Here is a 24,386-nt window from a genome sequence, read left to right as displayed (position 1 = left end):
TTTTGAGTAAGATATAACCATGAGCAGCAACACATGAGCAACGAACTGAACGGCGTCACGCTGGAAGCCATCGTCACCCGTTTGCACAAGCATTACGGCTGGGAACAGCTGGCCCAGCGGATCGATATCAATTGTTTCATCAGCGATCCAAGCGTTAAATCCAGCCTGAAGTTTTTGCGCAAGACTCCGTGGGCAAGGACCAAGGTCGAAGAGTTGTACGTGACCACTAAATTTGCCGATTGAACAACGAGGGATAAGCATCATGGACAGTAATCTGAAAACATCGCTCAAAACCCTGCAGGCCAACCTGGCCAATGCCGGCCCGGTCGACGCCGAGCTGCAGGAATTGCTGGTGCAGCTGGACGGCGACATCCAGGCGCTGCTCGAGCGCGGCAAGGAAGAACAGCCCGACGGCGGCACCACCACCTACGGGCTGGCCGAGCGTTCGCAGGAAATTTCGGCCAAATTCGCCGCCGAACACCCCAAACTGGAGCCGGCGCTGCGCGAACTGGGCCGCATGCTGTCCAATATCGGCGTTTAAAGCTTGCCGCCGCCCGCCCGGGCGGTGTCGAAGCGCCAGCGTTTATCGACCGATAATACTGGCGCTTTCGTCACAAGTTGTTGAATACTAAAAGAATTTTCCGCGCCCCGTGAGCGGAGGGATGGCATTTCCGGTACAATGCTGTCCGATATGATCTCCCCTACCAATTTATTTGCGACCGTCCCGAAGCGGTCTGCCCGCGCTGCCGCCGCGCCTTTCCTGCCGATGTCCCGCGCCGAGATGGACGCGCTCGGCTGGGACGAGTGCGACGTGATCCTGGTCACCGGCGACGCCTACATCGACCATCCGAGCTTCGGCATGGCGCTGGTCGGCCGTCTGTTGGAGGCGCAAGGCTTCCGCGTCGGCATCATCAGCCAGCCCGACTGGACCTCGGCCGAGGCCTTCCGCGCGCTCGGCAAGCCGCGCCTGTACTACGGCATCACCGCCGGCAATATGGATTCGATGGTTAACCGCTACACGGCCGACCGCAAGATCCGCTCCGACGACGCCTACACCGCCAACGGCGAGCCGAACAAGCGGCCCGACCGCGCCGTCACCGTCTACGCCCAGCGCGTGCGCGAAGCCTTCCCCGGCACGCCGGTCGTCATCGGCTCGATCGAGGCGTCGCTGCGCCGCATCGCCCACTACGATTATTGGTCCGACAAGGTGCGCCGTTCGGTGCTGACCGATTCCAAGGCCGATCTGCTGATCTTCGGCAACGCCGAGCGCGCGCTAGTCGACCTGACCCACCGCATGGCCGCGGGCGAGGACATCAAGGCCATCCGCGACCTGCGCGGCACCGCCTTCATGGTGCCGGCCGGCTGGCTGCCGAGCGAGGAATGGGGCGTCAACAACAGCACCCGCATGGATACGCCGGGCAAGGTCGATCCGCACGTCGATCCGTACATGATGGTGCAGCAGAACACCTCGTCGTGCGCCACCGAAAACGGCGGCGCCAAGGCTGCGGCCGGCGGTGAGGCCGAGGTCAACGAAGCCATGGTCGAGCCCAAGCCTCAGCCGGTCGCCCCTGTCGAAGTCGTCAAAACCATCCGCATCATGAGCCGCGAAGAGCGCCAGGCGATGGAAAAGGAAAAGCACCACAAGACCGTGGTGCGGCTGCCGTCGTACGAGACCGTCAGCGAAGACCCGGTGATGTACGCGCACGCCTCGCGCGTTTTCCACCTGGAATCGAATCCCGGCAACGCCCGCGCCATGGTGCAGGCGCACGGCGAGCGCGACGTGTGGATCAATCCGCCGCCGCTGCCGCTGCGCATGGACGAGATGGACGGCGTCTACGACATGAACTACGCGCGCGCGCCGCATCCGTCGTACGGCAAGGCCCGCATCCCGGCGTGGGAAATGATCCGTTTTTCGGTCAACATCATGCGCGGCTGCTTCGGCGGCTGCACCTTCTGCTCGATCACCGAGCACGAAGGCCGCATCATCCAGAGCCGCTCGGAGCCGTCCATCCTGCGCGAGATCGAGCACATCCGCGACAAGACCAAGGGCTTTACCGGCACCATTTCCGACCTGGGCGGGCCGACCGCCAATATGTACCGCCTGGCCTGCAAGGACCCGAAGATCGAGGAATCGTGCCGCCGCCTGTCGTGCGTGTACCCGTCGATCTGCGTCAACCTCGGCACCGACCACAGCAAGCTGATCTCGCTGTACCGCAAGGCGCGCGCCATTCCGGGCGTGAAGAAGATCCTGATCTCGTCGGGCCTGCGCTACGACATCGCCGTGCGTTCGCCCGAGTACGTCAAGGAGCTGGTCACGCACCACGTCGGCGGCCTGCTCAAGATCGCGCCCGAGCACACCGAAGAGAACACGCTGTCGAAGATGATGAAGCCGGGCATCGGCGCCTACGACGAGTTTAAGGAAATGTTCGACCGCTTCTCGCTGGAAGCCGGCAAGAAGCAGTACCTGATCCCGTACTTCATCGCCGCCCACCCGGGCACGACCGACCTGGACATGCTGAACCTGGCGCTGTGGCTGAAGAAGAACAACTTCAAGCTCGACCAGGTGCAGACCTTCATGCCGACGCCGATGGCGATGGCCACCACCATGTACCACACGCGCAAGAATCCGCTGCGCAAGGTGACGGCCGATTCGGAAACCGTCGAGACGGCCCGCAGCGGCAAGATACGCCGCACGCACAAGGCTTTCCTGCGCTACCAGGACCCGGAGAACTGGCCGATCCTGCGCGAGGCGCTGGCGGCCATGGGCCGTGGCGATTTGATCGGCAACGGCGACAAGCATTTGATCCCGAGCTGGTCGGCGGGCGAAGCGACCAGCAATCCGAGCACCGACGGCCGCCGTGGCCCGGCCTCGGCGCTGCCGCTGCCGGGTGCCGCCCCCAGGAAGGGCGCCAAGTCCGGCATCGTGGCGTCGGCTCAGCCTCAACAACGTGGCCAGGGCCAGCGCGCCAACGCGTTGACCGGTTCGCTCACGGCGCGCCAGTCGCTCGAGACCAAGGTGCGCGCGTCCATCCTCGACACCATCAAGGTCAAGAAGCCGGCCGCATCGGCCCCGGCCAAGGGCGGCAAACCGGCGCGCGCGCCGGCCGCCGCGCCGCGCGGCCGCAAGTAAGGCCGCACCGCCGGCGCCCTGCCGAAAAGCAGGTACACAAAAAGCAGATGCAGCGATGTATCTGCTTTTTTTTCGTACATCCACTCTGGAAATGTTGCTAAATAGTTGCATCGGTCAAATTGCACGGCTAATTCGGTCCTGCTCCAGCGATGCGGGCGTGGCCCTTCCGACTACACTGGTCGAGGATGGCTGTCATCTCCGGCGGCCGGCAACGCAGACTTTCACTGTGAAACTGGATCATCATGAAAAACTTTAAATTCTCGTCCCTGCTGCACGTGCCGATGGTGGCCCTGCTGGCGGTGTTGGCCGCCTGCGGCGGTGGCGGCGGCGGCGATTCGGCGGCGACGCCTCCCGCCGCCACGGCGCCGACCTTGCGCAGCATCGCCATCACCGTGCCCGGCAACGCCACCACGATCGCGGTCGGCACGGCGCCCAAGGTATTGGTCGCCACCGGCAGCTATTCGGACGGCAGCACCAAGGCGCTGACGGCCGCCACCGGCCTGATCTGGGCGCCGACCAACGGCAAGGTGCTGGCGGTGGCCACCAACGGCTCGCTCACGGCCAGGGCCGTCGGCACCGAGAACGTCACCGCCACGGTCGACAGCGTGGTCGGCACCTTGCCCATCACGGTCACGGCGCCATGGATGGGCGTGACCGCCGGCGGCTACCAGACCATCGCGCGCAAGGCCGACGGCAATCTCTATAGCTGGGGCTCGAACATCAAGTCGCAGTTGGGCGACAGCACCACCATCGACCGCAACGCGCCGGTGCTGGTGGCCGGCGCGAGCCCGACCTGGAAACAGGTGGCCGTCGGCGACCAGTTCGCCGTGGCGATCCGCAACGACGGCACCATGTGGGCATGGGGCTACAACCAGGACGGCCAGCTGGGTGACGGCACCCAGGTCAACCGCGCCGTGCCGACCCAGGTCGGTACCGCCAAGGACTGGGCCGTGGTGGCCGCGGGCAAGGCCCACGTGCTGGCGCTGAAGGTCAACGGCAACCTGTACGCGTGGGGCCGCAACGACAAGGGCCAGCTCGGCGACGTCGCCCTGACCGGCAACCGCACGGCGCCGGCCAAGATCGGCGTGCTGCTGTGGGCCTCGATTGCCGCCGGCGACACCCATTCGCTGGCGATCCAGCGCGACACCAACGATCTGTATGGCTGGGGCGGCAACGTGAACGGCCAGGTCGGCAACGCCAGCCGCACCGATGTGACGGCGCCGGCCAAGATCGGCACGCTCAAGTACACCTCGGTGGCGGCCGGCGCCTTCCACTCGACCGCGATCACCACCTCCGGCACCTTGTATGCATGGGGCCAGAACACCTATGGCCAGCTGGGCACCGGCACCTTGACCGACGTCACCGCGCCGGTGCAGATCGGCACCGACGGCAACTGGTCGCAGTTGTCGGCGGGCGCGCAGCACACCGTCGGCCTGCGCAACGACGGCACCTTGTGGAGCTGGGGCGCCAACACCGAGGGCCAACTGGGCACCGGCGGCACCGATTCCCCGGTGCCGCTGCAGCTCGGGACCGGCGCCAACTGGAAATCCGTCACCTCCGGCATGTCGCACAGCTTCGGCCTGAAAGCGGATGACACGCTGTGGGGCTGGGGCCGCAATGTGGAAGGCCAGCTGGGCAATGGCGCCAACGCCCCGTACGCGCCGGTGCCGGTCAACGTGCCGAACTAGCGCACCAGGCCACAAAGCGCGGCGCCGCCACCGGTTGGCGCCGGCGGGAGGCGGACGGACGGCGCGCGCCGGTCCGTCCGTTGCTTTTTGTACCGATGACATGTCATAAAGCACCGGCAAACGCTGTGGAGCGGCTACAATTTGCCTAGCTCTTTCGCTCCAGGACCACTAGTGCCATCCCGCATACGCGTCATCCTCTCCCTCCTTGTGCTGTTGCTGGTCGCCGCGCCGACCGTCGCGCAGGACAAAGTCACGCTGCGGCTCAAGCATCTGCATCAATTCCAGTTCGCCGGCTACTACGCCGCGATCGAACAGGGCTATTACCGCGACGCCGGGCTCGACGTGCGCATCCTCGAGGGCGCGGACGGCAACGAGGCCGAGCGCGACGTGTTGTCCGGCAAGGCCGAGTACGGCGTGGCCGGCAGCAGCCTGTTGCTGGCGCGGCTGGCCGGCAAGCCGGTGGTGGTGCTGGGCGTGATCTTCCAGCATTCGCCGTACGGGCTGGCGATGCGCCAGTCCGGCGGCGAGCCCGACATCCGCCGCGTGATCGGCAAGCGGGCGATGATCGGCTCGCTTTCCGACGAGGCCGGCAACGCCGACGAATTGCTGGCCTACCTGGCCAAGGAGGGCGTGCCGGTCGGCAGCATCCAGCGCGTGGCGCCCAGTTTCGATCCGCACGACCTGATCGAGGGCCGGGTCGACGCCATGGCCGTCTACACGACCAACGAGCCCGACCTGTTCGACCGGGTCGGCTTTCCGTACGATATCTACAGCCCGCGCGCGGTCGGCATCGACTTCTACGGCGACAACCTGTTCACCAGCGAGCGCGAGATCGCCAGCCATCCGGAGCGGGTGCGCGCCTTCCGCGCCGCCACCATGCGCGGCTGGCAATGGGCGATGAGCCACCAGGAAGAGACCGTCGACCTGATCCTGAACAAGTACTCGCGCCGCAACGACCGCCGGCACCTGCTGTACGAGGCGCGCCAGATGGTGGGGCTGGTGCAGCCGGTGCTCGTCGAGGTCGGCTACATGAACCCGGAGCGCTGGCGCCACATCGCCGACGTCTACGCCGGGCTGGGCATGCTGCCCAAGGCGGTCAGCTTCGACGGCTTCCTGTACGACGGCGACGACAAGCGCGCCAGCCTGGTGTGGCTGTACCGGGTGCTGGGCGCGGTCGCGCTGGCGCTGGTGCTGGCGGCGACGGTCCACTTCAGCCTGCTGGCGCGCGAACGCAAGCGCGCGCTCGACGCCATCCGCAAGGGCGAACAGCGCTTTCGCACCATGTTCGAGGCCTCGCCGCTGGGCATCGCGCTGGTCGACTCGGTCAGCTACGAATACCGCGACCTGAACCTGCGCTACCTCGACATCGTCGGCCGCTCGCAGCAGGAGCTGCGCGCCGGCAAGTGGCTCGACATCGCCCATCCGGACGACGCCGCCCAGATCAAGGCGCAGATGGCCATGTTGACGGCGCAGGGTTCGACCGGCTTCAAGGCCACCAGCCGCATGTACCTTCCGAACGGCGACATGGCCTGGATCGACATGTCGATCACCGTGCTCGACACCGAGGCCGCCAGCCAGCCGCACCACCTGTGCATGATCGAGGACGTCACGGCCAAGAAGCAGAGCGAGACCCTGATCTGGCAGCAGGCCAACTTCGACACCCTGACGCAGCTGCCCAACCGGCGCATGTTCCACGACCGGCTGGCGCACGACATCGTCGTCTGCCAGCGCGAGCGCTCCAGCCTGGCCGTGCTGTTTATCGACCTGGACCACTTCAAGGAGGTCAACGACACGCTCGGCCACCACCAGGGCGACATCCTGCTGGTGGACGCGGCGCGCCGCATCAGCGCCTGCGTGCGCAAATCCGACACCGTCGCGCGGCTCGGCGGCGACGAGTTCACCGTGATCCTGTCGACGCTGGGCCAGACCGACCGCGTCGAGCGCATCGCGCAGCAGATCATCGACAGCCTGCGCGCGCCGTTCGCGCTGGGGCAGGAGCAGGCGTTCGTGTCGGCCAGCATCGGCATCACCCTGTACCCGGACGACGCGCTCGACATCGGCGACCTGCTCAAGCACGCCGACCAGGCCATGTACGCGGCCAAGGGCGCCGGGCGCAACCGCTACAGCTTCTTCACGCCGACCCTGCAGGTGGCCGCGCTCAACCGCATGCGCCTGACCAACGACCTGCGCGGCGCGCTCGCCGGCGAGCAGTTCGCGCTGTACTTCCAGCCCATCGTCGACCTGGCGAGCGGGCGCATCCACAAGGCCGAGGCGCTGATCCGCTGGAACCACCCGCAGCGCGGCGTCGTCAGCCCGCTGGAGTTCATCCCGTTGGCCGAGGCGAGCGGGCTGATCTCCGGCATCGGCGAATGGGTGTTCCGCGAATCGGCGCAGTGGGTGCGGCGCTGGCGCAGCGAGCACCATCCGGATTTCCAGGTCAGCATCAACCAGTCGCCGCTGGAGTTCCAGCGCGAGGACGGCTGTTATGTGGCCTGGCTCGACCATTTGCGGGCGCTGGATTTGCCGGGCCAATCGGTGGTGGTGGAAATCACCGAAGGATTGCTGCTCGACGCCAACACGGCCGTCAGCAACAAGCTGCTGCAGCTGCGCGACGCCGGCATCCAGGTCGCGCTGGACGACTTCGGCACCGGCTACTCGTCGCTGTCGTACCTGAAGAAATTCGACATCGACTATTTAAAGATCGACCGCTCGTTCACGCGCAACCTGGCGGCCGACTCGAGCGACATGGCCTTGTCGGGCGCGATCATCGTCATGGCGCACAAGCTGGGGCTGAAAGTGATCGCCGAGGGCGTCGAAACGCCCGAGCAGCGCGAGCTGCTGGCCGCCGCCGGCTGCGACTACGGGCAGGGCTACCTGTTCGCCAAGCCGATGCCGGCCGACGATTTCGACGCCTTCCTCAAGTCCGCCGCCGCCGAATGAGCCCGCATAGACGAGAATATTACTCATTCGTAATGTTATTGAAATCGCAACCTCAGTCATAATGGTGCTCTTTGTCGATAAGGTTAAATGGGTACGATCATGCCACCGCTTTTGGAAAGTTTGACCCAGGATAACCGCGTCATGCGGCTGAGCACGCCCTTGGGCGCGGACAAGCTGGTGGCCGAGTGGCTGCGCGGCGAGGAGGCGCTCAGCGCGCCCTATAAGCTGACCGTGACGGCGTTGTCCAGCGACGCGGCGATCCCGCTGAAGTCGCTGCTGGGCCAGCCGGTGCTGCTCGAGCTGCAGACGGCCGCCGGCCGCGATGCGCCGCGCCCCTTCCACGGCCATGTGACCGCGCTGCGCATGCTAGGCGCCGATGGCGGCCTGGCCCGCTATGAGCTGACCATCGGGCCGTGGTATGCCTTCCTGGCGGTCGGGCGCGACAGCCGGGTGTTCCAGGACCGCACCGTGTTCGACATCCTCGACGCCGTCTTCAACGGCTGGCAGGCCCCCGGCAAGCTGGCGCCGCAGTGGCGTTACGACATCGTCGAGCGCGAGGTCTACCCGAAGCGCTCGCTGACCTGCCAGTACCAGGAATCGAGCCTGGCCTTCGCCGAGCGCCTGATGCGCGAGGAAGGCCTGTTTTATTACTTCGAGCACAGCGGCGACGCGGCCGGTCCCGGCCTGGGCGGCCACATGATGGTGATCGCCGATCACAACGGCAGCTTCCAGCCCAATGCCCAGGCCACGGCGCGCTTCACGCAGCCGGGCGCGGTGATGAAGGAGGATGTGATCGACCGCTGGCGCAGCGTGTCGCGCTGGACCCCCGGCGGGCTGGAGATCGCCAGCTGGGACTATCGCGTCAACGGCACGCGGCCGGCGTCGGCCGCCAGTTTCGGCGCCGAACCCGGCGCCCCGTTCAGCCGCGACGCGCCGGGCGCCTACGCCTACAGCTCGCCGCGCTGCCAGTGGAACTGTACTTTGATACGGTGATCGCGGTCGGTATGGATGGCCGCGCCGGCCGGTCCCACGACGATGGCGGTCTGCTGCCCGCGCACGGTCGGCTTGGGATGCAGCAGCAGGCCGTGGCCGTCCACATCGCTGCTGCGGTAAGGCACCTTGCTGCGGATGGCGTCGATGCGGTTGCGGTATAGCGGCCGTTCGCCCTTGCCGGCGCCGACCGCGTGCAGGCCGCCGGCCATTTCGCGCGCGATGGTTTGTTCCAGCGCGCTGGCGCCCAACGCCCGCTCGGCCGCGTCGCGGATTCCGGCGACCAGGTTGTTGTGCGCCAGGTGCAGCACGCGCGTAATGGCGAAGTTGCGCCCGTCGGCATCGCCGGCGTCCAGCGATGCCTGGCCGTCCAGCGTGAACGTGGTGCCGGGGCTGAGCGTGCGCACGGTGCCCGCGCCGGTGAAGATTTCGCGGCTGGCCTCGAGCGCCTCGACCTGCCGCGCGACGATGCGCTCGCCGTGTGCGCGCGAGGTGTACCACAGCCGCCTGACGCATCCCGCGCCGAACGGCCACAGCGACGCCTCGGCCGACGACGCCGTCGGTACCTGGGTGCGCATCGCCACGCCGATGGCGCCGGTGGCCGGCGCCAACTGGGGCGCGGTGGCGGTGCCGCGCGTGGGCAGCGAAGTGCTGATCGACTTCATCGACGGCGACATCGACCGGCCGGTGGTGATCGGCAGCGTCTACAACGGCAGGGGCGCGCCCGACGCGCAGCACAACGAGGTCGGCCAAGGCGCCGGCGTAGCGACCGGCAACGCGCCGGCCTGGTTCCCCGGCGAGCGCGGCGCGCATGCGCACCCGGCGGCGCTGTCGGGCCTCAAGTCGCAGGTTATGCAGGCCAGCCAGAGCGGCGCCGGCGCCTACAGTCAACTGGTGTTCGACGATCACCCGGGCGAAGCGCGCGTGGCCCTGCAGCGGCACGCGTCGGCGCACGCGGGAACGGACGAGTTGAACCTGGGCCACCTGCGCCACCAGAGCGACAACCAGCGCTTGGGGCCGGCCGGCTTCGGCGCCGAGCTCAAGACGGAGCATAGCGTCGCGCTGCGCGCCGGCCAGGGCTTGTTGCTGTCGACCGATGCGCGCGGCGCCGGCACTGGCACCCAGCTCGACTCGCGCGAGGCGCAGGCGCAGATCGTGCAAAGCCACACGTTGCAGGTGTCGCTGGCAGAGACCGCGCAAAAGCACAACGCCAAGCTCAAGGACGAAGCCGAGCCGGCCAAGCTGGCCGCGCTGGCGCGGATGGAAGGCAGCGGCGCGGTGGTGGGGGCCACCGCCGCTGGCGCGGGCGGCGATGTCACGGCATACAGCGAGCCGCATTTGCAGCTGTCCAGTCCGGCCGGCATCGCGGCCGTGACGCCAGCCGGCGCGGTCCTGGCGGCCGGCGGCACGGCCAGCCTGAGTGCCGGGCAGGATGTCAATGTCGCCGCCCAGGGCAACATCCACCATCTGGTCATGGCCGGCATCGGTCTGTTCACCTATGGCAAAGCCAGCAGCGCAGACAAACCCAACCAGGAAACCGGCATCAAGCTGCATGCGGCCAGCGGCAAGGTCAGCGTGCAGAGCCAGTCGGACGTCACCAAGGTCGCGGCCGACAAACAGGTCACCGTGGCCAGCGTCGGCAAGAGCGTTACGGTCGGCGCCAAGGCGCACGTGATGTTGACGGCGCAGGGTGCCGGGTTGAAGCTCGAGGGCGGCAACATCATGCTCCACGGGCCGGGCGCTGTGACGTTCAAGGCGTCGCTGAAGGAGCTGAGCGGACCTGCATCGAGCACGCCGAAACTGCCTTTGCTACCGCGTTCGGAAGGTGAGCCGGCCGACCAGCATTTTGTCCTCAAGGGCCATAGCGGCAAGCCGGTCGCGAACCGTCGTTATCGCGCGGCCACCGGCAACCAGACCATCGAGGGTTTTACCGATGCGGCGGGGCGCAGCGCGATATTGGACGGTTATCTTGGTCAGCTTGCGCGGTTCGAGCTGGTCGATACCAGCCATGATGAACACTTCATCATCCGCGACCCGCTGGGCGAACCCGTGGCCAATATGCGTTATAAGATCCGTTCGGCCGATGGTGTCGAGGTGGAGGGACAGACCGACGATGAAGGCCGCACCATGCTGTTTGCCGGCGACAAAATCGAGAAAATTGAATTGTTATATATCGCGGTCGACATGCCCGCCGACGAGGGGGTAAACTGATGGCCGATGTTGATGTCAAGTTGGATCAGTCCTCCACTAGCGAGCGCGCCAACACACAGGGCAAGGATTGTGTGTTGGGTAAATTTATCACCGAGGCGGACGGTTGGAAGATCATTGAGGCGGCCAGGGGTTGGGAAGGCACGCCTTACAGCCTGGTCGGCGCCAACTCGGTCAAACAGGTTGGCGGCGACTGCTCCGGCACCACCAACAAAAGTTTTACGGAAGCGGGCTTTCCCTATCCTTATCAATCCACCGCCAACTTCGCGGCTTATGCGCGGACCAGCAACCGCTTTCGCAAGATCGATCCCGCGAAACAACCCCTGCAGGCAGGCGACGTGCTGTTGTGGCCGGGCCACATGGCGATATATGCGCCGTTCCCCGAAGGCGATCCCCGGCGCGACACCGGCGTGGTCCTGCGCGGCAAAAAGATGGCGAACAATATGTACACGGCCTTCAATAGCCGAACCAATACGCCTTACGGGCCCTACAATATCGCCACGTTCCGTGGCGACGCCTATACCGTCTATCGCTACCTCATCCTGCCCGGCCCGGAGAATTGTCCGCCATGACACAGACCACGTTAAAACTATCAGCGTTGCTTGCCGCCCTGACCGTGGGCGCGAACGTTGCCGCCTATGAGAGTGAGAACGCGGTACCGTTGACGCTCGGACTGGAGGCGGGCAAGGCCATCGTTGAGCAAATCGCCGTCAAGCTCGACGGCCGCGAGGTTTCGGTGCTGACCACGCTGCGAAACGACGACGCGCGCGCCCGGCAAATCGGCTGGTATGCCAGCACGCCGCAATTCATCTTGCTCGGCGAGGGCGAAGAGCATCTGGACAAGTCGTTTTCCGATGTCGGCGCGAGGTTCGATGGCCGGGCGATGACGCCGGCCGTTTATCGGCGGGGCTACTTCATGGGACGCGACATCACTGCGGAGTTGTCGAGGGCGGGCCTGGCGCCGTTGCCGGACCTTCAGGCCGACGCCAAAAAGCTGGGCAGACTGCCCAAGATTGGTGGACTGCGCTTTGACCAGTGGCAGGGGTATGTCGCCTACTCATGGAACGCGCCGGTCGCGCCGCACGCGTCCTCGGTGGTCGAGGTGCGCTATCGGGCTTTGCCGCAATTTGCTCTGACGGAACTTGATTCGGCGGCGTTCGACCAGGCGGTGTTGCAGCATTGCGGCAATCCCGACGCGGTACGTCGCCGCTTGCGGCAAGCGTCTTCCGGGCCGGCTCAAGTGATGGTCGAGCGCTATGAGATTCCGCTGACCTTCATGCTCATGCGCGATGTGCGGCTGGCGATCACCCAGCCACAGGCCAACTGGCAGCAAGCGCATCCGGCTGTCTCGCTGGCGTGCGGACTGGACAATTCTGGACTGACGGCCAGCGTCTCCGGCACCGTGCCCAATGCCAATCTGGGCTTGTCGGTGCTGGTGGTGTCATCGTTGGCAGGGCAGGCCGTCGTCGAGGGCGCGCGCGATGGCAGATAACGGTGTTGTCACGCTCAGCCGGGATGCCGAGCTGACGCCGGTGTCCGACAAGAAGGGGCACGACATCCTCATTTGCGATCCCGAATGGTTCGACGAGCGCAAGCAGTACAAGATCGCCAACGCACCGGGGCGCACCGCCGCGCTGAGCTTTTCCGGCGTCGACTTGAATTATCTCGTGCGCGTGCTGTATGCCGAGGCGTCCGGATCGATGCAATTGACCGACAAGGCCGAGCGGGACAAGGAAAAGTCCGCCATCATGAACGTCAATCATTTCAGGTTAAATCGTAAAGGCTACCCCAATAACCGCTACGTCGCCGAGACGTTCCGTGAAGTGTGCGACGCGCCGGGCCAGTTCGAATCGGTGTTTAAAGGCACGGCCAAGTTTTCGCAGGCGGACAAGGCGTCGGCGCAGAGGCTGGGCAAGCGGGAGTGTGGCGACCTGATCGAAGCGATCGACGCGGTCAACGCCTTCCTGGCCGCCGGGCCCGATGCCAACTATCAGTACGATAATTTTCGCGGCTACAATCCGACCGGCGCGGGCACCCATATCGGCCGCTCGCGCTTTTGGCTGTCCGCCGTCGGCGCGGACTTGCTTAAAAAAACGCCTTAAGGAGTATCGATGAGATTGCTGTGCATAGTATTGACGGCGGGCCTGGGCTTGGCGCAGGCCGCGCTGGCCGGCGTGGCAGCCTTCGACTACCAGCTTGGCGCAACCAGGGTGAGCGAGGACCAGCATCAAATCGTGATCCATGCGCAGCCTGCCGTCACCGTGGCGATTCTGCCCGGGGGCAAGACCTGGCCGGCATTGTCGCTTGACGAGGCCGGGCGCATCTACGCCGGCGGCACGGTCATCGATGGCGCCACCGGGCGCGTGATGGCGCGCGCGGACGCCACGCTGGCGCTGCCGCACGGTGTCGAGGTGGCGGTGCTCGATGAGGGCTATCGTTTCCGTCGCGGCGGCAAGGAGTGCCGCCTGTCGCCGCGGCAGCTCCATCTCGATGCAAACAAGAGCGCGCTCGACGCGCTGAAAGACGCGAATCTTGTCCTGGTGAGCGCGAGCGATACCTTGCTGGCGCTGGCGACGCGCTTCGGTCCCGACGGCGCGGTGGCCGACTATCTGGTCGAGCGCATCGACATCGGCCGGTGTCAGGTGGTGGCGCAGCAGCGCTTGGGCAACCCGGATTTGCTGGTCGAGCTGGCGCATTCCGAGCGCGGCGGCTGGTGGATCACCGGTTCGGTCGAGCAAACGCTGCTGCGCTCGCGCGATGGACGCCGCTGGAGCAAGGTGAGCCTGCCGGCGGGCTTGTCGTCGCTGGTCAGCAGCTACGTGGTCAACGATCGCGAGATCTGGCTGGCGGCGGCGTGGCCGGAAGGCGATGGCCCCAGTCCTTATCTGCTGGTGTATTCGGGCGACGGCGGCAAGCGCTGGCGCAACCTGCTGGCCGACGACCCCTTGTTTGCGAAGCTACCGGCCGCCTGGCTGGAGGGCCAGAAACGTCGGACACCCTGATCAGTCGTCGGCGCCCTGTGTAAGATGGTTGAGCCGTCCGGACGCATGAACGGGCGGTTCTGCCCGTTCCGACACGCCTTCCTCCCTACCGCTTCCCCTACCGTTCGGCCGCTCAGGCGACCGTCATGCCAAAAAGTAAGGCGCGCGCGGCGCCTGGCCGGAACGGCGATAATAGCTATCCCATATGCATGCGTCATAGTTAAAACAAATTGAAACTATTGGAACAATCAATTTTGCATATGGACTAAAAAGCCGTACACTGGCGTCTCAATGATTCACAACCCCAACGAGGAAACCACAATGTCTCTGATCAATACCCAAGTAAAACCATTCAAGGCAACCGCATACGCTAACGGTAAGTTCATCGACGTGAGCGACGAATCCCTGAAGGGCAAGTGGTCCGTTCTGATGTTCTACCCAGCCGACTTCACCTTCGTTTGCCCAACCGAACTGGAAGACCTGGCCGATCACCAGCCTGAATTCGCCAAACTGGGCGTGGAAGTGTACGGCGTGTCGACCGACACCCACTTCGCGCACAAAGCATGGCACGACACCTCGGACGCGATCAAGAAAGTGAACTACCCGCTGATCGGCGACCCAACCGGCACCCTGTCGCGCAACTTCGAAGTCATGATCGAAGAAGAAGGCCTGGCACTGCGCGGTACCTTCGTCATCAATCCAGAAGGCCAGATCAAAGTGATGGAAGTGCACGACAACGGCATCGGCCGCGACGCGTCGGAACTGCTGCGCAAAGTAAAAGCCGCCCTGTACGTCGCTTCCCACCCAGGCGAAGTGTGCCCAGCTAAATGGACCGAAGGCGCAGCGACCCTGACCCCATCGCTGGACCTGGTCGGCAAGATCTAAGTTGTAAAGCTGAGCGCTTGAAGCACGCAGCACACAAGTAGTTACCGCGATGCCGGACCGGGCGTCCGGCCCGGCATACGCCTAAATATTTGTAAAAAAGGAATAAAATCATGTTGGATGCAAATCTCAAAGCCCAGTTGAAAACCTACCTGGAAAAAGTGGTGCAACCGATTGAGATCGTCGCATCGCTCGACGACAGCGCCAAGGCCCGCGAGATGGAAGAACTGCTCCAGGAAATCGTCCTGTTGAGCGACAAGATCACCCTCGTCAAGCGCACCGACGACGCCGAGCGCAAGCCGTCGTTCAGCATCAACCGCCCCGGCACCGATATCGGCGTACGCTTCGCCGGCATCCCGATGGGCCACGAATTCACCTCGCTGGTGCTGGCATTGCTGCAGGTCGGCGGCCACACCATCAAGTTCGACGACGCCGTCATCGAACAGATCCGCAACCTCGACGGCGATTACGCCTTCGAAACCTTCATCTCGCTGACTTGCCACAATTGCCCGGAAGTGGTGCAGGCGCTCAACGCGATGTCGGTGATTAACCCACGCATCAAGGTCACCACCATCGACGGCGGCGTGTTCCCGAAAGAAGTCGAAGCGCGCCAGATCATGGCGGTACCGATGATGTTCCTGAACGGCGAGCATTTCGGCCAGGGCCGCACCAACGTTGAAGAGATCCTGGCGAAGCTGGACACCAACGCCGGCGCCCGCCAGGCCGCCGAGCTGAGCAAGAAGGACGTGTTCGACGTGCTGATCGTCGGCGGCGGTCCCGCCGGCGCGGCAGCGGCCGTCTACGCCGCCCGCAAAGGCATCAAGACCGGCGTGCTGGCCGAGCGTTTCGGCGGCCAGGTGCTCGACACCCTGGCGATCGAGAACTTCATCTCGGTCAAGGAAACCGACGGTCCGAAATTCGCCGTGGCGCTGGAGCAGCACGTCAAGGAATACGAAGTCGACATCATGAACACGCAGCGCGCCGCCAAGCTGGTGCCGGGCAAGCTGATCGAGATCACCACCGCCACCGGCGCGACCTTGAAGGCCAAATCGGTGATCCTGGCGACGGGCGCCCGCTGGCGCGAGATCAACGTGCCGGGCGAGAAGGAATACCGCAACCACGGTGTCGCCTACTGCCCGCACTGCGACGGCCCGCTGTTCAAGGGCAAGCGCGTGGCGGTCATCGGCGGCGGCAACTCCGGCGTCGAAGCGGCGATCGACCTGGCCGGCCTGGTCAAGCATGTGACCCTGATCGAGTTCGGCGCCGAGCTGCGCGCCGACGCGGTCCTGCAACGCAAGCTGCGCAGTCTCGCCAACGTCACCGTGATCACCTCGGCGCAAACCACCGAGATCCACGGCGACGGCAAGATCGTCAACGGCCTGAGCTACAACGACCGCGTGTCGGGCGAAGCTAGGAAGGTCGAGCTGGAAGGCGTGTTCGTGCAGATCGGCCTGGTGCCGAACACCGAGTGGCTCAAGGGCACGCTGGCGCTGTCGCGCCACGGCGAGATCGAAGTCGACGCCCGTGGCCAGACCTCGATTCCGGGTGTGTTCGCCGCCGGCGACGTCACCACGGTGCCGTACAAGCAGATCATCATCGCCACCGGTGAAGGCGCGAAGGCGGCGCTGTCGGCCTTCGATCACCTGATCCGCTCGGACGACGAGGAAGTGGTCGAGGAATCGGCCGAGAAGCACGCGATGACCGCGTAAGCAACCGCCGCATCAAATGAAAACCGGGAGCAAGCTCCCGGTTTTTTTTCGCCCCTGCAAAATCTATTCGGTAACCAGGACGTTGCGCTGGCGCTTTTGCGCCACCGTCACGCGCGAGGCGCGCTTGCGCCACCAGATGATGACGCCAGTGACGCTGAGCATGGCGACGACCACGCCCATGAACGAGATCAGGATGCGTCCCGGCAGGCCGAGGATGCGGCCCGAATGCAGCGGGAACTGCGCCTGCAGGAAGATGTCGGCGGCCGTGCCTTTCCACGGCTGACGGTCGCCCAGCAGGCGGCCGTCCGCGCCGTCGTAGTACAGCGCGGCCGTGCCGACGCCGCCGGTGCCGTGGTCATTGCCGGGCGTGAAGAAGCTGACGCCGTAGATGCCGAATTCCTGCGAGTAGAACACGGCACCGGCCGGCTCGGCCCACTTGCGGTTGATCGCTTCGTTGCTGGCGCGCTGGATCACCTCGGCGTAGCCCAGGCGCGGCTCGATCGGGTGATGCTTGTCGGCCATCGGACGGGTGTCGAACGGCGTCGGCGTGACCTGCGAGAACGTCTTCATCACCGGCGCGAACACTTCGTTGTACAGATTGAGCGAGAACGCGGTGAAGGCGAGAATGAACAGCAGCGCCCACGTCCACAGGCTGAAGGCGCGGTGCAGGTCGAAGTTGAGCTTGTTGCTGCCGCCGTTCCAGCGCACCTTCCATGCCGGCTGCCAGCGCTGCCACCACGATTTGCCGGCCGGTGCCGGCAGGTCGCCGGCGATGTCGTCGCGGGCGACAACACGTGCCGTGTTGTTACCAGCAGCGTCGGCCTTCTTGCGACGCACCGGCAGCGTCAGGTAGAAGCCGACGAAGCAGTCCAAGGTCCAGATGATGGCGATGCCGCCCAGCAGCCAGATGCCCCAGCGGTCGATGCCCCACATTTCCGGAATGTGCAGGGTGTAGTGCAGACGGTACAGGAAGGAAACGAAGGTTTCCTTGGTGATCGGCCAGACGGCGCCCCATTCGCGCTTGCCCAGCTCGGCGCCGCTGACGGGGTCGACGAAGACCTGGTTGAAGCCCGGCTCGGCCAGTTTTTTGGTGGCCGGATCGACGCGCGGACTGACGCCGAGCGCGATCGATTCGCCCTTTTCCGCGTGCAGCGGAATGTACGACACGCGCACGTCCGGGTAGCGCGCCTCGACCTGCCGCGCCAGCCCCAGCGACGCTTGCGCCGGGCCGGCCGTGTGGGCTTCCATCAGGTGCGGATTGAGCACGTCATCGAGCTCGTGGTCCCACGAAATGATGGCGCCGGTGACGCCGCTGATAAACAAAAAGCCAGCCATGAGCAGGCCGGCGTAGCGATGAACCAAAGTCCAGAAGGCGCGCATCTCTGAGCTCCTATAAAAAAAATTAAGGGCGAACCCCGATTGCTTTTAGCGATACGCTCGCTTTACCTCTTAGGGGTCGGACCCGTCGGGTCCGACCCCGCTTGGCCGTGCGGGTCAGCGTCCCTGTCGATCAGAAGCGGTACTTGAGCGACACCGACGCCGTGCGCGGCGCGGCGTAGGTGATGGCGCCGTAGGCGGAGAACATACCGAAGTGTTTCTTGTCGAGCGCGTTGTTGATGTTGAACTGCGCCGACAGCTGCTTGGTGATGTCATAACGCGCCATCAGGTTGACCAGGCTGAACGAATCCTGCTCGATCAAGCCGTTGGTGTTGGCCGGCGCGCCCGGGACGACCGTGTAGGTGCGGCCTTCCCAGTTGACGCCGCCACCCACCGTCAGGCCGCTCAGTTGGCCGGGAAGCTGGTAGGTGGTGTACACGCGGAACAACTTGCGTGGATAGATGCTGTTGAAGTCGGCGCCGCTGGCCTCCTCCGCCTTGAATTGCGTGTAGCCGACGGTGGCGTTCCAGCCGCGCGCCAGTTCGCCCGACGCTTCCAGCTCGAAGCCGGTGCTGGTGGCGCCCTCGGCGCCGCGGTAGTAGACTTCCGGCGCCGCAGGACCGCTGCCGTCGCGGTCGACCAGGCCGGCTTCCTGCGCCAGGTTGTTCTGCTTGATGCGGAACACGGCAAGAGAGGTGTTCAGGCGGCCGCCGAAATGCTCGCCCTTGATGCCGCCCTCGTAGCTCTTGCCGATCACCGGTTCGAGCGAGCCGCCGCCGAAGTTCTTCTGGCTCTGCGGCTGGAAGATGTCGGTGTAGCTGACGTAGGTCGAGTAGGTGTCGTTGAGGTCGTAGACCAGGCCGGCGTACGGCGTCACTTCCTTGTCGTACTTCATCGTGTACGGGGCGCTATAGCTGAGCGTGACGTCCTTCTCGTAGTTGGTCACGCGCGCGCCGAGGATCAGCTTGAGCGGATCGGCCAGCGACAAGCGCGCCACGCCGTACAAGCCTTCCTGCTTGGTGACGCCACCTTCGTAGAACGTCTGCGGTCCCCAGGTCGGGGTCGGGTAGGCGTCCGCGTTCCAGTTGTTGAAGTTGCCCACGTCCGACGATTGGCCGCCAAAATCGGCGGCGCGGCTGTTGGCGTTGAACCTTTGCTTCGAGTGCATGTAGCCGAAGGCCGCCTCGTGCTTGCGCCCGCCCAGCTCGAATGGACCGCTGGCGTGCAGGCCGGCGTCGTCCTGCTTGGTATTGGTGACGTAGGAGCCGGGGAAGGCCGACACGCCCAATCCGGTCGCGCGGTCGGGCAAGCCGGACAGGTACAGCAGGTGCGAGTCGCCCTTGCGGTCGCCGCGGGTGTAGGTGGCGCGGACTTTCCAGCCGTTGTCGAAGGTGTGCTCGAGATTGGTGAAGTAGTTTTCGTACGACGAACCCCAGGTGGTCCAGCCGGCGGCCGACGTCTTCGACACCGGATAGTTGGTGCGCACGCCGTCCCTGTACCAGAACGGCAGGCCGCCCCACATCGCGCCTTTCGGATCGGTCTCCTGACGGCTGAAGCCGGCCGACAGCAAGGTCTTCGGCGTCAGGTCCGCCTCGACGGTGCCGTAGATGGTCTTGTTTTGATTGCTGGCGGAGTCGATCCAGCTGTCCGCTTCCTGGTACTCGCCGACCACGCGCGCGCGCACGTTGCCGGCCTGGGTCAGCGGGGTCGACACGTCGACCAGCGCGCGGCGCTCGCTGAAGCGGCCGAAGCCGATTTCGGCCGAGCCGGTCAGTTCCTTGCTGGTGGCGCGCTTGCGCACCAGGTTGATGGCGGCCGACGGGTTGCCGGCGCCGGTCATCAGGCCGGTGGCGCCGCGTACCACTTCCACGCGGTCGTAGATGGCCAGGCTGCCGGCCACTTCGCCCGAGCTCCATGGCTGCTCCCAGGTGGTCGGGATGCCGTCGATTTGCAGATTGGTGATGTCGAAGCCGCGCGCGGTGAAGCCGGCGCGGTTGGTTTCGTATTGGTTGACGGAGACCCCGGTGACGTTGTTGATGACGTCGGTGATCGATACCAGGCCCTGGTCTTCGATGCGCTGCTGGGTGACCACGGAGACCGATTGCGGCGTGTCGCGCAGCGACAGGCCCAGCGGCAAAGCGGTGCGGGTGCGGCCGGTCGTGTACGAACCGGTGCCTTCGGTGGTGTCGCCCATCTTGTCGGCGGTGACTTCTACCTGCGGCAGCACGGTGCTGTTCTGGTCGGCGATCTGTGCCTGGGCGATGAAGGGCATCGCCAGTCCCACGCAGATGGCGAGTTTATTCAGTTTGAGACGCTGGTGGGCGCGGGCGTGCGTATTCATTGATTCCTGTTGTTAGTTTGGCGAAACGTGGGGGCGGGAGGATTGTAATTACTGGTATTTCGACCGGAACAGGAATGATAACGATTCTCATTCAAAAGTCAATGGAAATTAGCGGACGCGGAGCGTGAAAGGCGCCGATTGGCGCCTAAGGTGGGGGCAAGTCTGGCTTTCGCGCCTAGGGCGGAATCATAGGGCGGGGTCAGGTCCGACATTCGGACACGTCCTGATCGGTAACTATCTGGTACCGCAGCTGGGGTCGTGTCCGAATGTCGGACCTGACCCCCGCAGTTTTACGTGACGAGGCCGACGCTGGCTTGCTTGTTGCGCAGGTGGATGGCGTTGCGGTGGCGCGCGCGCAGGCGCGCATCGGTGATCAGACGCCCCAGCGTTTCGCCGACGACCATGACCACGCCGAGCAGCGGCAGCACCAGCATCAACCCGGCCACGCCGGCCACGTAGCCGCCGATGAAGATCATCAGCACCGTGATCAGCGGGTGGATGTGCAGGCTGCGTCCCAAGGTCAACGGCATGAAGACGAAGTCGTCCAGCAGCCGCACCAGGATGAACACGCCGATGGCCAGGTAGGCCACCGACGGATCGCCGGGCGCGTCGGTCGAGGCGACCATCACCACCAGCACGCAGCCGAGGATGGAGCCGACATACGGCACCCACGCCAGCACCGCCGCAATCAGCCCCAGCACCAGCGGCGAGGATACGCCGATCGCCCACAGGCCCAGCGCCAGCACCGCCGTGTCGAGCAGGGTCAGCTTGACCAGGCCCTGGAAGTAGCGGTGCGCGGTCTGGTCGACCTCGTGCAGCAGGCACAGGGTCTTTTCAAAGAAGGCGTTCGGCACCGCGCGCGCCAGGAATTTCTTGAAGCGCAGGCCGTCGCGCAGGAAGAAGAAGGTCAGGAACGGCGCCAGCAGCAGCGACGGCAGCCACGCCGCCACCGACACCAGGATCTCGGTCAGGTGCTTTTGCACGAAGGTGCCGGTGAACGAGTTGACGCGGCTGTTGACGGTACGCGCCAGCTTGACCTGCTTGAGGATGGGGAACTCGCGCTCGAGCGACAGCATCGTCTGGCGCACGAATTCCAGTCCGCCGTTGATGTATTTGCCCAGCATGTCCTGCCACGACACGGACGGGCCGGAATCCCACTGCACGGCGATCACGATGGCGATCAGCAATACCAGCAGGAATACCGAGCCGACCGTCATGGTGGCCGCGTTGAGGCTCACGCCCATGCGGATCAGGCGCTGCATCGGCGGTTGCAGGATGTAGTACAGCACGATGCCGAACAAGAAGGGGATGGCCAGGAACAGCATCTGCTGCAACAGGAACAGCAATGCGCAGGTGGCGGCGATGATGCCGCTCCAGACGACCGGGCCGGCGCGCTGTTGGGTGGGGATGAACGTCATAGCGCCTCGAAGTGCGGCGCGGCGCCCATCCATTCGCGCAGGCGGGTGCCGATGTGGCGCGCCAGGGCCAGCGCGATCTTGTAGCCGATCACGGCGTCCGTTTCCATCAGCCCCATGAAGTCGGCGCGGAAGAACACCGCCAACTCGCAGTTTTCCAGCGCGCGCGTCTGGGCGTTGCGCGGCGAGTCGTCCAGCAGCGCCATGTCGCCGAAGAAGGCGCCGGCCGACAGCTCGGCCACCACTTCGCGCCCGGCGCCGACCTCGCGGCTGACCAGCACCCGGCCCGACATCACCACATACAACGCCTGGCCTTCCTCGCCCTCGTCGAAGATGATTTCGTCGGCAAGGTAGCGGCGCTCATGCATCAGGCCGTCGACGATTTTCAGTTCGAGGGGTGTGAGCGTGGCGAACAACGCCGAATCCTTCAGACGCAACAAGCGCGGCGATAAAGTGGGGGACCTGAAAAAGCCGAACATCGAGAAAAAACTCCAAAGAGGGTAAACAGCCGCAATCACGCGTTATCGCTGCACATAGACAGACATTGTCGCCTGTTTTACCCCATTAAATCCTTCCGCTGCGGAAATTTTTGTAAATTAAACACATCTCGTACATTTCAGGCATGAACCCGGGGCCGGATCGCATCGCCACGCCACCGTTATAACTGAACGGTCTGCGCCAGCGGCAGCGCCGGATCGAGATGGCTGGTCAGCACGATGCATTGGCGCGCCAAGCGCTCCGGCGCCGACAGCTGCGCGCGCAGGTAGGCGACGGCATCCGCATCCAAGCCGTTGAACGGCTCGTCGATCAGCAGCAGGCGCACCGGCAGCGCCAGCGCCAAAGCCAGCTGCATCTTCTTGTGCTGCCCGAGCGACAGCGTGGTCACCGGCTGGTCCAATGTCGGCAGCAGGTGGAAGGCACGCAGCTCCGCGGTGAGCAGCGCCGCGTCGGTGGCGGGGTAGAGCGACAGATGCAGATCGAGTATCTCGCGCACGGTCAGCCAGGGCAGTTGCGGGGTGTCGCCGCCGCAGTAGTGGCATTGCAGCCGATACGCCAACGGTTGCGCGTGGATCTCGATGCCGTCGAGGCGGATGGTGCCGCCGTGCGGCGTCAGCGCGCCGCCGGCCAGCTTGAGCAGGGTGGTCTTGCCAGCGCCGTTTTCGCCGCGCAGCCAGGTGATGCCAGCGCCCAGCCGCAGCGAGAATTGGCGGAACAGCGGATGGCTGGCGAACTCGAAGTTCAATTGGTCGATGTGCAGCACGGTGTTCAACTCCATAGTTCACTTCCAATCGCGGTCAGGATAAGGATGGCGCCGATCACCAGCGCGGTGCGGCCGCGCGCGCTCAGGCCGCGCAACGCGACGACGGCGATCTGCGCGATGGCGGCAAAGCACAGCCAGACGATGGCGACGGTGGTGCTGTAGCCGACGGCGGCACGGCCTAAGGTCAGCGCGGCGAACCACGCCAGCACGCACAGTCCGGGCAGCAGCGACAGCACGATCGCGGCGCGGAACAGGCGTTCCGCATCGGCAGGCCACGCGGCGCTGATGGGACGCAGCCGGGCGATCTGCTCGGCCACCGCCTTGTCGCCGCGATCGGTCAGCAGCATCAGCGCCAGCGCGGTGCACGCGCCCCACAGCGCCGGCGGCACCAGCGGCGGATGCCACATCCAGACCGTGACGCCGAGCGCCGCGCCGAGCAACAGCACGGTCTGCTGGATGCCGACGACATCGTCGGCGCGCCAGAACGGCAGCCAGAACAGTTGACGCCATTGGTACAGCGGCTTCGGCACGCGCGATGCGCGGGGCGCATAGCTGGTCGGCGCGGGCCGGGCGCGGCCGGGCTTGCGCGCCGCCGGCATGCGGACGCGTCGCGCGAGGATGAACGTCGACAGCAGCCACGCCAGCAGCAGCGACAGCGCCGTCAGCGCCAGCGCCTGTGGCGCGACCGGGCGCAGCCAGTCGGGCCATTGATAAAACCAGATCGCGGTGGAGATCGCAAAGACCACCGCCACCGGGCCGACGATGATACCGGCCACCATCGCATCGGCGCTCCATCGCAACCGTGGACCGATCGGCAGCGTGCGGCTCCACAGCGTGACTTCGACCGGATGCAGATGTTTGCGCATCAGCCAGACCGGCGCGGTGGCCACCAGCATTTGCGCAAGCACGAGCGCCAGCACCTGCGGCCATGGAAGCGTGGCGGCGAACAATCCCGGCAAGGCGATGCAGGCGAGCAGTCCGATCACCACCGGGGAGAAGCCGAGCAGAATGATTTCCAGTGAGCTGGACAGGCCGGGGATGATGCGCAGCAGCGCTTGCCGCGCCATGCGGGCGCGGAAGCGCAGATAGGGATGGAGGTTGGGAGTCATCGCGCATGAGCATACGCAATATTTCTGAAGCAGAAATGAATAAGGGCCCGATCAAGATCGGGCCCTTAAGGAATGTTGGCGGAGTGGACGGGACTCGAACCCGCGACCCCCGGCGTGACAGGCCGGTATTCTAACCAACTGAACTACCACTCCTAATTCGTTTTATCGTTTTCTCTGGTGGGTGCTGAGAGGGTCGAACTCCCGACCTACGCCTTGTAAGGGCGCCGCTCTACCAACTGAGCTAAGCACCCAGAAAACTTATCAGTCGTTGTTTCATTTTATTGTCACAACTGCTGAACGAGGCCGTATTCTACAAGCTGGTTTATCGGTTCCGCAAGGGGTTTTGTAAATAATT

General features: G+C 65.0%; 19 protein-coding genes, 2 tRNA genes and 1 pseudogene. 13 read left to right on the top strand and 9 right to left on the bottom strand.

The window, feature by feature from the left end; genetic code table 11:
* Positions 1 to 33 precede the first annotated feature (33 nt).
* The 6 genes from NHH88_00700 to NHH88_00675 all read left to right on the top strand — a co-directional run bounded on the left by NHH88_00700 (position 34) and on the right by NHH88_00675 (position 8,751).
* Positions 34 to 243: a VF530 family protein gene (locus NHH88_00700; protein USX14348.1), complete on the top strand. Its 210-nt coding sequence runs from the start codon at positions 34 to 36 to the stop codon at positions 241 to 243.
* Positions 244 to 262: 19 nt separating this feature from the next.
* Positions 263 to 541, top strand: a complete 279-nt coding sequence (locus tag NHH88_00695; GenBank protein USX14347.1) for a DUF4404 family protein — start codon at positions 263 to 265, stop codon at positions 539 to 541.
* A gap of 225 nt (positions 542 to 766) precedes the next feature.
* Positions 767 to 3,130, top strand: coding sequence for a YgiQ family radical SAM protein (locus NHH88_00690; GenBank protein USX17498.1), 2,364 nt, complete (start codon positions 767 to 769; stop codon positions 3,128 to 3,130).
* A gap of 242 nt (positions 3,131 to 3,372) precedes the next feature.
* Positions 3,373 to 4,818, top strand: a complete 1,446-nt coding sequence (locus NHH88_00685) for a hypothetical protein (protein USX14346.1) — start codon at positions 3,373 to 3,375, stop codon at positions 4,816 to 4,818.
* A 171-nt stretch (positions 4,819 to 4,989) separates the two neighbouring features.
* Positions 4,990 to 7,758, top strand: coding sequence for an EAL domain-containing protein (locus NHH88_00680; protein USX14345.1), 2,769 nt, complete (start codon positions 4,990 to 4,992; stop codon positions 7,756 to 7,758).
* 99 nt (positions 7,759 to 7,857) lie between these two features.
* The gene (locus tag NHH88_00675; protein ID USX14344.1) at positions 7,858 to 8,751 is read left to right on the top strand and encodes a type VI secretion system Vgr family protein; all 894 of its coding nucleotides are present in this window, start codon (positions 7,858 to 7,860) and stop codon (positions 8,749 to 8,751) included.
* Here NHH88_00675 and NHH88_00670 read toward each other — a convergent pair.
* On the bottom strand, positions 8,706 to 9,326 hold the full coding sequence (locus tag NHH88_00670) for a contractile injection system protein, VgrG/Pvc8 family (protein ID USX14343.1): 621 nt from the start codon (positions 9,324 to 9,326) through the stop codon (positions 8,706 to 8,708). The two genes, NHH88_00675 and NHH88_00670, sit on opposite strands and share 46 nt — an antisense overlap.
* Between NHH88_00670 and NHH88_00665 the strand changes: the two are divergent.
* From NHH88_00665 to ahpF, 7 genes and pseudogenes are all read left to right on the top strand, one after another.
* Positions 9,247 to 10,542 (top strand): annotated as a pseudogene (locus NHH88_00665) (DUF2345 domain-containing protein). The gene NHH88_00670 and the pseudogene NHH88_00665 sit on opposite strands and share 80 nt — an antisense overlap.
* 416 nt (positions 10,543 to 10,958) lie before the next feature.
* Positions 10,959 to 11,528, top strand: coding sequence for an NlpC/P60 family protein (locus NHH88_00660; GenBank protein USX14342.1), 570 nt, complete (start codon positions 10,959 to 10,961; stop codon positions 11,526 to 11,528).
* Positions 11,525 to 12,448 (top strand): DUF4424 domain-containing protein, encoded by a 924-nt coding sequence (locus NHH88_00655; GenBank protein ID USX14341.1) that lies wholly within the window; start codon positions 11,525 to 11,527, stop codon positions 12,446 to 12,448. The genes NHH88_00660 and NHH88_00655 overlap by 4 nt, the downstream gene beginning before the upstream one ends.
* A complete protein-coding gene (locus NHH88_00650) occupies positions 12,438 to 13,058 on the top strand; it encodes a hypothetical protein (protein ID USX14340.1) in 621 nt (206 codons plus the stop codon). Before NHH88_00655 ends, NHH88_00650 begins: the two co-directional genes overlap by 11 nt.
* Before the next feature lie 9 nt (positions 13,059 to 13,067).
* Positions 13,068 to 13,958, top strand: a complete 891-nt coding sequence (locus NHH88_00645; protein USX14339.1) for a hypothetical protein — start codon at positions 13,068 to 13,070, stop codon at positions 13,956 to 13,958.
* A gap of 300 nt (positions 13,959 to 14,258) precedes the next feature.
* Positions 14,259 to 14,822, top strand: coding sequence for an alkyl hydroperoxide reductase subunit C (gene ahpC, locus NHH88_00640; protein ID USX14338.1), 564 nt, complete (start codon positions 14,259 to 14,261; stop codon positions 14,820 to 14,822).
* A 110-nt stretch (positions 14,823 to 14,932) separates the two neighbouring features.
* A complete protein-coding gene (gene ahpF, locus NHH88_00635) occupies positions 14,933 to 16,528 on the top strand; it encodes an alkyl hydroperoxide reductase subunit F (GenBank protein ID USX14337.1) in 1,596 nt (531 codons plus the stop codon).
* Positions 16,529 to 16,591: 63 nt separating this feature from the next.
* On the opposite strand, the gene NHH88_00630 is transcribed toward ahpF, so the two are convergent.
* The 8 genes from NHH88_00630 to NHH88_00595 form a co-directional block, all read right to left on the bottom strand.
* Positions 16,592 to 17,908, bottom strand: a complete 1,317-nt coding sequence (locus NHH88_00630) for a PepSY domain-containing protein (protein USX14336.1) — start codon at positions 17,906 to 17,908, stop codon at positions 16,592 to 16,594.
* Positions 17,909 to 18,038: 130 nt separating this feature from the next.
* Positions 18,039 to 20,246 carry a TonB-dependent siderophore receptor gene (locus NHH88_00625; protein ID USX14335.1) on the bottom strand — a complete coding sequence of 736 codons (2,208 nt, stop codon included), beginning with the start codon at positions 20,244 to 20,246 and terminating at the stop codon, positions 18,039 to 18,041.
* Between the two features lie 290 nt (positions 20,247 to 20,536).
* Positions 20,537 to 21,664 (bottom strand): AI-2E family transporter, encoded by a 1,128-nt coding sequence (locus NHH88_00620; GenBank protein ID USX14334.1) that lies wholly within the window; start codon positions 21,662 to 21,664, stop codon positions 20,537 to 20,539.
* On the bottom strand, positions 21,661 to 22,140 hold the full coding sequence (locus NHH88_00615) for a cyclic nucleotide-binding domain-containing protein (GenBank protein USX14333.1): 480 nt from the start codon (positions 22,138 to 22,140) through the stop codon (positions 21,661 to 21,663). Before NHH88_00615 ends, NHH88_00620 begins: the two co-directional genes overlap by 4 nt.
* Positions 22,141 to 22,319: 179 nt before the next feature.
* Positions 22,320 to 22,937 carry an ATP-binding cassette domain-containing protein gene (locus tag NHH88_00610; protein USX14332.1) on the bottom strand — a complete coding sequence of 206 codons (618 nt, stop codon included), beginning with the start codon at positions 22,935 to 22,937 and terminating at the stop codon, positions 22,320 to 22,322.
* On the bottom strand, positions 22,928 to 24,031 hold the full coding sequence (locus NHH88_00605; GenBank protein ID USX14331.1) for a hypothetical protein: 1,104 nt from the start codon (positions 24,029 to 24,031) through the stop codon (positions 22,928 to 22,930). Before NHH88_00605 ends, NHH88_00610 begins: the two co-directional genes overlap by 10 nt.
* 76 nt (positions 24,032 to 24,107) lie before the next feature.
* Positions 24,108 to 24,184 (bottom strand) — tRNA-Asp (locus NHH88_00600).
* Between the two features lie 22 nt (positions 24,185 to 24,206).
* A tRNA-Val gene (locus tag NHH88_00595) sits at positions 24,207 to 24,282 on the bottom strand.
* Positions 24,283 to 24,386 lie beyond the last annotated feature (104 nt).

This window comes from Oxalobacteraceae bacterium OTU3CAMAD1 (genome assembly GCA_024123915.1).
Taxonomy (GTDB): Bacteria; Pseudomonadota; Gammaproteobacteria; order Burkholderiales; family Burkholderiaceae_D; genus Rugamonas.
Note: the sequence above shows the minus strand (reverse complement) of the source record. Positions and strands in the feature narration are given on the sequence as shown.